This is a genomic window from Streptomyces sp. NPDC127084 (assembly GCF_042724175.1).
GTDB lineage: Bacteria > Actinomycetota > Actinomycetes > Streptomycetales > Streptomycetaceae > Streptomyces.
In genome coordinates this window covers 1-9,619 of the sequence record NZ_JBHXFA010000184.1, presented here as the reverse complement: position 1 = coordinate 9,619, position 9,619 = coordinate 1, and the positions used below count along the sequence as shown (strand labels likewise).

Genomic DNA, 9,619 nt, shown 5'->3' with positions numbered 1-9,619 from the left:
GCGGACCCGCCGGGGGGGGGTTTTTCGGCCGGCTTTAACTGTTTGGTTTGGGGGCCTGCCGCGGCCAACCCCGGCCCGCGGGCGGACCCCTCCGGCCGCCAGTCCCTCACCCCGAGTTCCTTCGCGATCACCTCCTGGGTGCGGGTGATGTCCCAGGGCTCAAGCCCGAGCCGGTCGAGCACCGCGCGGATCTCGTCCGGGGACGGCACATCCTCCAGATAGCGGCGCACGGTGTACGAGGCGCCCTCCTCGTCCAGCAGATGAAGCGCGCTGCGGCACTTGGAACACGCGGGGTTGATCCAGATCTCCATACCGCCACGGTACCCCCTCACGTCCCACCGGCCAGCCCCGTAAACCCCCTCTGGCCAGGGGCGATTGTCAGTGCCCGGCGGTAAAATCGAACTAGTTCGTGAGGGTCCAACCACCATGCCAGGAGGTCGCCGATGGCCGTTGCCGCAATCACGACGACACCGAAGCGGAAGTCCAGTCCAAAGCCCCCGTCCAAGCTGAAGAAGCAGCCGCTGCCGGCCGGGCAGCCGCGTGAGTGGTACGAGTCCCACAGCCGCCGGCTCAAGGCGATGCGCCTTGCGATCGCCCTGCTCGACACGGGCGTCTACAACCCGGCGAACGCGAGCAACCGGCGGATACGCACCGTCGCCCAGCGCATCGGCATCCACCCGCCGTCCAACACCACATGCCGCATGGTGCGGTCCCTGATCCACTACGCCAACTGACCGAGCCAACCGTGCGAGTACGGCCCGGGGTCGCGGGACGACCCCGGGCCGTCTGTCAATCGCCACCCCTGAGTGCGGCGTGTCACAGACTACTCAGCATCCACTGTGGGAACGTCAACTCTGCGACCGCGCCTCTGAGTTGCCGACGGTCTGCCCATACGTGGAGAGGATCGAATGAGCGCTCCGCACACCATGACGCTCGACCAGGTGATCGACACCGCCCGCTACCCACTGTCGGCGCCCGACAGCCCCGAAGCCCTCGCCGTGCTGGAACGAGCCCACCGCGAGCTCGCCGAACTCGGCTGCACCGTGCTCCCGGACTTCATCCGTCCCGACTACCGCGAGGTGCTGGAGCGGGAGTGCTCGGCCATCGCCCCCCGGGCCCACTTCGACGTCGAGACGGTCAACGTCTACAACATCGCGATCGACCCGGCCCTCCCCGACGACCACCCCGGGCGTACCACCTTCCAGCGGGGAAACGCCTTCGTCGCACGGGACCGCATCCCCCCGGGCTCCCTCATCAGCAGGCTCTACTCGCACCGGGAGTTCCAGCGCTTCATCGCCCGCTGCTTCGGCCTCGGCCGGCTGCATGAACTGGCCGACCCGCTCTCCGGCCTGGTGCTCAACGTCGTCGAGCCCGGTATGGAGCACCCCTGGCACTTCGACACCAACGAGTTCACGGTGAGCATGCTCACCCGCGGGGCCCAGAGCGGCGGGGACTTCGAGTACTGCCCCAACATCAGGACACCCCGGGACGAACGGTTCGGCGACGTCCGGGACGTGATCAACGGCGAGGGGAAGCGGCTCATCCGCCGCCTCCCCCTCCACCCGGGAGACCTCCAACTGTTCAAGGGCCGCTACTCCCTGCACCGGGTCAGCCCCGTGCGGGGCGAATACGCGCGCCACTCCGCGATCTTCGCCTACAGCGAGCGCCCCGGGGTCATCGGCAGCGTGGCACGGACCCGGCAGCTCTTCGGGCGCGTACTGCCCGAGCATCTGGCTGCGGCCGAAGGCCGAGCGGTCAGGGGGGACCGGCTGCTCGACTAGGCGGGCCCTGTCCGACAGCCCTGTCCGACCGACGGAGGAAGCATCCCCGTGCGCTTCGACACGACCGGAAAAGTCTCGCTCGACGACATCTACAACCAGTCCGATCCGCGCACCTACTTCCAGGTGCTGCGCCCGCTCGGCTACTGCGTTCCGCAGCTGGCGAAGCCCTACTTCACGAAGTACATCCAGGAGTACCGGGAGTCCCGGCAGGTCGCCGAGCCCAAAGTGCTGGACATCGGCTGCTCGTACGGGATCAACGCCGCCCTGCTCAAGTGCGACGCCACCATGGACGAGCTGTACGAGCACTACGGCGACAGGCAGGACGACGACCGCGACGCCCTGCTCGCCCGGGACCGCGAACTGTCCAGGTCACGCCAACCCGCCCAGCCCATCCGCTTCACCGGCCTGGACGCCTCCGCCGACGCCCTGGCCTACGCCCGCGAAGCCGGTTTCCTCGACGAAGCCGTGCACGCCGACCTGGAGCACCACGACCCCACCCCCGCCCAGCGCAACCAGCTCGCCGGAACGGATCTGGTGATCTCCACCGGCTGCATCGGCTACGTCACCGAACGGACCCTGACCCGGGTCATAGCCGCCCAGGACAGCCGCCGCCGCCCGTGGATGGCCCACTTCGTGCTCCGGATGTTCCCCTTCGACGCCGTCGAGCAGGCGCTGTCCGGTCTCGGCTACCGGACCATCCGCGTGGACGAGGTGTTCAGACAGCGCCGGTTCGCCTCCGCACGGGAGCAGTCACTCGTGCTCGACGGCATGTCGGCCGCCGGGGTGGATGCGCGGGGCCTCGAAGCGGAAGGCTGGCTCTACGCACAGCTCTACCTGTCCCGCCCGAACGACTCGAATCGAGACCGGAATTGACCATGACCCAAGGTGCGGCGAGCAGCGTGAACGCGACCTTCTCCCTGGAACACACCCTGCCGCGGGTCCCGCTGCCCACGCTGGAGTCCAGCTGCGAGCGCTTCCTCGAATGGTGCGCCCCACTGCTCACCGCCGACGAACGCGCCGCCACCGAGGCGGAGGTCGCCGCCTTCCTCAGCCCCGAAGGACCCGGCCGGGTGCTGCACGCGGCGCTTGAGGAGTACGACACCACCGAAGGCGTACACAGCTGGCTCGACACCTTCTGGCCGTACCGCTACCTCGGCCGCCGGGACCGCATCGCCCTCAACGCCAACTTCTTCTTCCTGTTCCAGGACCCCGCACCCGCGCGGCCCCGGACGGAGCGGGCCGCGGGCCTCATCGCGGGCGCCCTCGGCTACAAGCGGCAGCTCGACCAGGAGCTCATCGAGCCCGTGGTGCTGCGCGGCGCCCCGCAGTCGATGGCGCAGCACAAGTACCTGTTCTCCACGACCCGCATCCCCGGCCTCCGGCAGGACACCGTCCGCGCCCCCTACAGCGACAGCGCCCCAGGCCCGTCCACGGCACGGCACATCGTGGTGTTCTTCCAGGGCGCCATGTTCCGGATGGACGTACTGGGCCGTGACGGCGTCCCGTACGCCCTGGACGACCTCGAAGCGGGCCTGCGAGCCGTCATGAAAGCCGGTGCCGAGCCCGCCGCCGCGGACACCTCGGTGGGCCATCTGACCACCATGGCCCGCGCCGAGTGGGCCGCGGCCCGCCAGTCCCTCCTCGCCTTCCACCCCGGAAACGCCGACGCGCTGGAAACCGTCGAGACCGCGCTGTTCTGCGTCTGTCTGGAGGACTTCGCTCCCGACGGCGTCCAGGACGCCTGCGACGAACTGCTCTACGGCGACCGGGGCAACCGGTGGTTCGACAAGGCCCTGTCCTTCATCGTGTTCGCGGACGGCCGCGCCGGCATCAACGTGGAGCACTGCGAACTGGACGGCACCACCATCCTCAACTTCACCGACGCCCTCCTGTCCACCCCGCCCGAGACCCACTCCCGCGAGTCCGGAGCCCGCTCCCAGGGACTCCCGGCGGTCGAACCGGTGGTCTTCGCCCTGGACGACACCCTCCGCTCCCGGATCCGCGAGGCCGCTGACGCGTTCGCCGCCTACGGCCGCGCCACGGCCACCACCACCGTCGCGTTCGACGGCTTCGGCAACACCGCGATCAAGGCCCTCGGCGTCTCACCCGACGCCTTCGCCCAAGCCGCCTACCAGCTCGCTCACCAGCGCTCCAAGGGCCACCTGGGCGCCACGTACGAATCCATCGCCACCCGCCAGTACCTGGCAGGCCGCACCGAGGCGATGCGCGTCGTCACCCCCGAGATGCTCGAATTCGTCCGCACGATGCAAGACCCGTCCGCGGACGCCCCCACCCGCCGCGCGTCCTTCCTGACCGCCGCGACCCGCCATGTCGCCCGCGCCAGGGAGTGCCAGACCGGCCACGCCCCCGAACAGCACCTGTGGGAACTGGAACTGATCCAGCAGCGCCGCGGCGCGGAACTGGGCGTCACCGAACAGCCCGCGCTCTTCCGCACCCCCGGCTGGCTCACCATGCGCGACGACTACCTGAGCACCAGCTCCGCCCCGTCCCACAACATCCAGTACTTCGGCTTCGGCTCAACCAGCAGCCGCTGCATCGGCGTGGCGTACGTACTGCTCCCCGAGCGGTTCAACCTCTACCTGAGCACCCCGCAACCGGTCGCCGACCAGATGCACGCCTTCGCCGACCGGTTGAGGGAGGCGGTCGCGGAGCTGCGCGACCTGCTCGCGGCGCCGTGAGCCCGTCGGGAGGCGCGGGCGCCGGCGCGCGTCCACGGCTGCCGGAAGCCCGGCGCAAGGTGCCGGGCACAGCGGGATAAGCCCCGGTCCGTACACGGAAACGCGTCGGCCGTGCCCCTCCGCGACGGAAGGGCACGGCCGACGGGCTGGTCCCGTCGCGCCCCGGGGGCCTCGAGGCAGGAGGCCCCGTCGAATTCACCAGCACCGCGACACGTACCGGCGGGGGCCGGGTCCCGGGTGACCGGGTGGCAGCATGGCGTGGCACAGTGCCCCATCGCCCCGTGGCCGGCCGTCAGGGGCCAGCAAGGGCGAAAGGAGCATGATGGCCACTGCCGAGAACGGGTCTCGCATCTGGTACCAGAGTTTCACCGATCCCGCGGTGGACGCCCCGTACTTCGACCGACTGACCCGTCGTGTCCAGGGTTTGGCGGGCCCGGGTTTCAGCATCGATGTCCACGGGATGCAGCCGGGAGACCGCCACCTGCACCGGCTGAGCGAGATGCGCTGCTCGGTCCAGGCCGTCCGCAATGCCGTCGCGGCGCAGGAGCAGGGGTACGAGGCGTTCGTGGTCGGCCATTTCCAGGAACCCGGGCTGTTCGAGGCCCGTGCTGCTGTGGACATCCCGGTCATCGGGCTGGGCGAGGCGACGATGCTGCATGCCTGCTCCCTGGGCCGCAAGATCGCTCTGGTGACCATCAGTCCTGTCTTCGTCGCGTTCCACGAAGAGCAGATCGCCCGGCACGGGCTGCAGCACCGAGTGGTGGCTGTACGCGCTGTCGAATCACAGGTGGCCGACTACAACCGGGCGTTCACCGATCCGGAGACATACCAGCGGTTGAAGCAGGACTTCAGCCGCCAGTCCGCGCCCTTGCTGGAACTGGGCGTGGACGTGGTCATCCCGGCAGGGGGCTATCCGATGCTGCTGTTCGCACGGGAGCGAAGCTTCACGATCGGCGGCGCCATGGTGCTGGACGGCCTGCCCGTGACCGTACTCGCCGCCGAGGTCGCGGCCCGACTCAAGCACCTGAACGGTACCGGCACAAGCCGCACCCCAGGGTTCGCCCTTCCGAGCGCTGCGGCACTGCAGGAGTTCGTCCAAAGCCCGTGACACTCACGCCTCCCGACGGCGCCCCGCCTGCCGATCATCCCCTCCACTGGATTTGACGGTTACTCAGCGCGGTGCTCAGGTGTCGTTCGGCGGCTGGCGACAGTGGCACCAATGGCAAGCCGACCGGTTGCCCGGGTAAGCGCTTCGCCCGTTGAGACGGCCCGGGGCCCTGCGTGCGATACAAGCCCGCGGTCTACGGAGAATGCGGCGAGGGCTACGCACGGTCGTTCGCGGCCATGATCCTTTGCGGGGCGTCCGGCGCCGGCCACGACTTCTGGCCAGGCGGATACCTGGATGCTCCGCGTCGGTGTCATTGGGAGCCTCGGCCGCAGCGCACCTGTGCAGCTCGCCCTCTATGCGGCAGCACTCTTCGAGTCGATCTTGGTATGGGTAGGCTCGGTGGACATGACACAGGTTGTGGTAGTGGGTGTGGGAGCAGTGGGCGGCGTTGTGGCCGCAGGCTGATGTCGACAGGGCGGGTGGAGGTGACGGCTTGCGTGCGGTCGCTGCTGGGTGGGCTGCGCATCGTAGGGCCCGACGGGTCGGCTCTGGAGGTGTCGAAGAGGACCTCGCCGACCGGGTCATCGCTCGGTTGCGAGCAATGCCGCCCGAGTCCGGTAGCAGCGTGCTGTGGGACCGCCTGGCGGGCCATGAGCTGGAATACGACGCCCGCAACGGCGCGGTGGTGCGCGCGGGTGCCCGAGTGGGCGTCCCCACCCCGTACAACGAGACCGTCACCGCGCTACTGGAAGCCGTGAGCGCATCGGGGAAACCGTCGTAGCCCCCGCCCTGGCCGTTCCCACGAGGGACGGGAGATGAGACTGAGCCGACCAGGAGTGTGGCGGCGCCCGGTCCACAGACGGCCCAGGGGAGCGAAAACCCGCTCTGACCTTTGGCCTTCCTAGCTGTCGAAGTACAGCATGAATTGCTTCTGACCTGTATCCAATGCTCTCTCCCAGAGACGCTCGGTGCACAACCGCACCCTGGTGACACACAGTGACTATCCTTGCCTGGACGCTCCGCCCCGGACTCCAAGGAATCGAGCGGATCACTCATCGGTACTCCGTGCGGTTGGCTCTCCATGTGTTTCACGCCGATAGGGCGTGTCAGAGGACCGGATTGCCTCGGGCGCCGGTCCGACACTGCGGTCGTCATACTCGGGCGAGGCTTCCCGGCATTGATGAACCGCCCCGTTGCGCAGCTCGTTTCGTACTTGCCGCCAAGCACGGATGATCTGCGGAAGCTTCGACAGCACCTCGCCCACCTGCGTCAGCAGGAGCGTGAGGCAACCGAAGGCGGCAAGGATGATCAGGCTGAGGTTGTCCCAACTCACGGGGTGCTCTAGCCGAGCAGCGCCTGGTGAGCAATCCAGGTGAGGGCGTCCGCCCCCAGCTGGTCGGGCGCTTTGAGCAATGAGGCCTCCACCGCCGCGATGTCGGCTAGCGCCTTGGGGGCGCTCGACCGGTCGAGCAGGGCGAGACGTTCCATCGCTGAGGCGACGGCGCTGGGCCAGCCTGGCATTCCGAAGTGAGTGGGAGCCTTGAACGCGGCCGAAGCGGCTCTGTGCAGCAGTCCTGCGCGCCAACCCTGTTCACGCATCAATTCCGCGGTGAACCAGACCCGGTCGTCGACGTGCTGGACGAATTCCGCCGCAGATTCGGACACCGCCCGCAGCGTGAAGCGGGAGCCGCCAGCCCACGGAAGGTCCACGTCCGAGGCGACGGCCACGAAGGCGAGCAGCACCTCGGGCCCGTCGTCCTGCGCGGCCAACAGCGCCGCGCGGGCCCTGCGGTACAGATCGACGCTCTGCGCGAAGATCTCCCCGTCATTCGGACCGTCGTCGGCTGCGTGGATCACGTCCAGCGGCCCCTCGCGCCAGGCGTCGGCTACCAAGCCGACCGCCGCCGCGCTCACCAGGACGTCCGTGTCGTCCGCGTCGATCCCGAAGTGCGCCAGGACAACGGGGGCCTGCTCTTCGATGTCCGGAAGCGGTGAGTGCTTCTCTTCGGCCTCGGTCTTTCCCCAGATGGCCGCGAGCCGAGGCGACAGGGGTTCGGGCTCTGGCTGCTCCACGGTGATGCCGTGCTTCGTCAGATCGTCGAAGACGGCGTCCGGGCCGCAGTCGATGTGTGTGGAGTCGTGGCGGCCCGAGCAGCCTTCCGGGCATTCGAACTCCTCGCACGTCTCCGGCTCCTCGGGTTGCGCCTCGTTAAGAAGGTGATAGGCCAGTCGCTCCGCCACCGCCTCCCGCGCCGTGATCATGGCTAGGTCGAGCCGAAAGGCCTCGTCCTTCATCTCCGAGTCCGCACGATCCACCGAAGCGGGTGGTTCCGGAGCGTCGGGGACCCAGCTGTACGCGGACTCCAGCGAGACCAGTAGCCAGGCGACGCGCAGTGCCTCGGTATCTCCGCCCCGGGCCAGGGCGGCCACGGCCTCAGCGGCCTGCCGCACGCTGTCGAGCCGGGCGAGATGGCGTTCACGTACCGGCTTCCAGGCCGCGGACTCCGCTTGGGCACGCTCGGCGTGGTGGGCCAGCGCGGCGTCGCGGGCCCGTCGCGCCCGGGTGACCAACCGGGTCAGACAGGGGCGGCATCCGAACAGCCCGGACGTCGGTCTCGGCCCGAGCGGTATGGGGGCGAGTTCCTCACCGAACGGCTTGCCGCACAGGCAGCAGTCCAAGCCGGCGACCTGCCGAGATGTGGGCATGCTGGGTAGCGCGGCGGCGCGAATCGTGTCATGGGCGTAGGCAGGGATGTGCATGCGCGGCAACTCCTTGGGTGGAGGCGCTCCGTCGGCGCCTTTTCCATGCTCACGTCGCCGGTCGGCCGCGAGTCACGCTTTGGCGGGCGGACCGGCGAACTTGACGAATACTGACTCGGCCCTGGCCTGCAGCTTCTACCGTGTTGACGGAACTTGACACTCTGAACAGGGAGGAACTCCCTTGGCCGCTTCCAGCACCCCACCCCAACCAGACGGTCGACACCGAGGGTTAGTTGAAGCGCTGCAGGAACTGCACCGCTCGGCGGGCCGGTTGAGCTTCCGGAAGGTGAGCACGCTCATCCGCAGCCGCGATGACCAGTTGTCGGACGCCAGCCATGAGACCGTGCGCTCCGCCGTCAACGGGATACGGGTGCCGCGCTGGGAGACCGTTCACGACATCGTCGTTGTCCTGGCCGGACTGTGCAGCCCGCCTCGGGAGGAGGAGTCCGAGACATCCAGGTTCCTGCTGCTGTGGCGCGCGATCGGTGAAGGGGAGTCCGGCGCGCTGAAGTCGTTCCAGGAGCTTGTCCACGGCGGCTGGGGAGGTGAGGACGGCAAGTGGACGCCAGAGCTGGTCATGGGCATGTTGGTCAACCCTTTCAGCGCCATCGAGATTCATCCCTCGCTCGCCGCCCCGCACGAGCCGCTGATATCCGAGGACGAATGGGTCCATGGGATGGCGCGGTTCATCGAGGAGCAGGGAGCCGAACACGCGCTTCGGGTCCTACTGCACACGCTGAAGGGTGACTACGTCGGGGCAGAGGAGGGTGCGCCATACGGCTACCGCAATCCCGACCGGGAGGCTATGGAGGCGTACGCGGCCTTCCAGTTCGGCTGCCAGGAGATTCTGCGGCGACTTGACCGCGAGCCGAATCTCCTCGCGGAGTCCATCCGTGCCATGCGTGCCGACGAGGCGATGGACCGGGACGACCGGGCGGAGATGCTGGAGAACGAGTCGGATCTGAGCCTGATGCGCGAGGTGATGATCGTGACTCCGGACACCTGGGACGAAGTGTCGGAGGAAGCGCATCACATGGTCTTCGGCTACCTGATCAAGCAGATCAGCCCCGTGGCCCCGCTCGGGTTTCCCGACGCCGAGCGGTTCCACATCATCTGGCGCATCCCAGAGCAGCCCGCGGCGTAGCTGATCGCCCGTCCGGGGTCCTCACGGCGAAGGCCCCCCCCCCCCGCCCGGGGGGGGGGCGTGGCACGGGATCCGCGGCGCAGAGTTGGGAAAAAGGCAGGGGTTGTAGTGTGTAAAAAAGAGTATT

Annotated in this window: 10 protein-coding genes; 7 read left to right on the top strand and 3 right to left on the bottom strand. The window is 68.6% G+C overall.

Annotated elements, in window-relative coordinates:
• A partial coding sequence (locus ACFWI9_RS29565; protein WP_387166874.1) for an arsenate reductase family protein occupies positions 1–311 on the bottom strand: 311 nt, incomplete at its 3' end.
• 132 nt (positions 312–443) lie between these two features.
• On the opposite strand from ACFWI9_RS29565, the gene ACFWI9_RS29560 reads away from it, so the two are divergent.
• The 6 genes from ACFWI9_RS29560 (at position 444) to ACFWI9_RS29535 (ending at position 6,369) form a co-directional block, all read left to right on the top strand.
• Positions 444–734: a hypothetical protein gene (locus ACFWI9_RS29560; RefSeq protein ID WP_387166872.1), complete on the top strand. Its 291-nt coding sequence runs from the start codon at positions 444–446 to the stop codon at positions 732–734.
• A 174-nt stretch (positions 735–908) separates the two neighbouring features.
• On the top strand, positions 909–1,781 hold the full coding sequence (locus tag ACFWI9_RS29555) for an arpA protein (protein ID WP_387166870.1): 873 nt from the start codon (positions 909–911) through the stop codon (positions 1,779–1,781).
• A 48-nt stretch (positions 1,782–1,829) separates the two neighbouring features.
• Positions 1,830–2,654, top strand: a complete 825-nt coding sequence (locus ACFWI9_RS29550; RefSeq protein ID WP_387166868.1) for a class I SAM-dependent methyltransferase — start codon at positions 1,830–1,832, stop codon at positions 2,652–2,654.
• A gap of 2 nt (positions 2,655–2,656) precedes the next feature.
• Positions 2,657–4,480 carry a choline/carnitine O-acyltransferase gene (locus ACFWI9_RS29545; RefSeq protein WP_387166866.1) on the top strand — a complete coding sequence of 608 codons (1,824 nt, stop codon included), beginning with the start codon at positions 2,657–2,659 and terminating at the stop codon, positions 4,478–4,480.
• Positions 4,481–4,799: 319 nt separating this feature from the next.
• Positions 4,800–5,588: an aspartate/glutamate racemase family protein gene (locus ACFWI9_RS29540; RefSeq protein ID WP_387166864.1), complete on the top strand. Its 789-nt coding sequence runs from the start codon at positions 4,800–4,802 to the stop codon at positions 5,586–5,588.
• Positions 5,589–6,015: 427 nt separating this feature from the next.
• Positions 6,016–6,369 (top strand): ketopantoate reductase family protein, encoded by a 354-nt coding sequence (locus ACFWI9_RS29535; protein ID WP_387166861.1) that lies wholly within the window; start codon positions 6,016–6,018, stop codon positions 6,367–6,369.
• A gap of 267 nt (positions 6,370–6,636) precedes the next feature.
• Here ACFWI9_RS29535 and ACFWI9_RS29530 read toward each other — a convergent pair whose 3' ends face one another.
• Together ACFWI9_RS29530 and ACFWI9_RS29525 are read right to left on the bottom strand one after the other, a co-directional pair.
• A complete protein-coding gene (locus ACFWI9_RS29530) occupies positions 6,637–6,921 on the bottom strand; it encodes a hypothetical protein (protein WP_387166858.1) in 285 nt (94 codons plus the stop codon).
• An 8-nt stretch (positions 6,922–6,929) separates the two neighbouring features.
• A complete protein-coding gene (locus ACFWI9_RS29525; RefSeq protein ID WP_387166856.1) occupies positions 6,930–8,348 on the bottom strand; it encodes a hypothetical protein in 1,419 nt (472 codons plus the stop codon).
• Between the two features lie 286 nt (positions 8,349–8,634).
• Here ACFWI9_RS29525 and ACFWI9_RS29520 point away from each other — a divergent pair, with 286 nt between their 5' ends.
• The gene (locus ACFWI9_RS29520; RefSeq protein WP_387166853.1) at positions 8,635–9,492 is read left to right on the top strand and encodes a hypothetical protein; all 858 of its coding nucleotides are present in this window, start codon (positions 8,635–8,637) and stop codon (positions 9,490–9,492) included.
• Positions 9,493–9,619 lie beyond the last annotated feature (127 nt).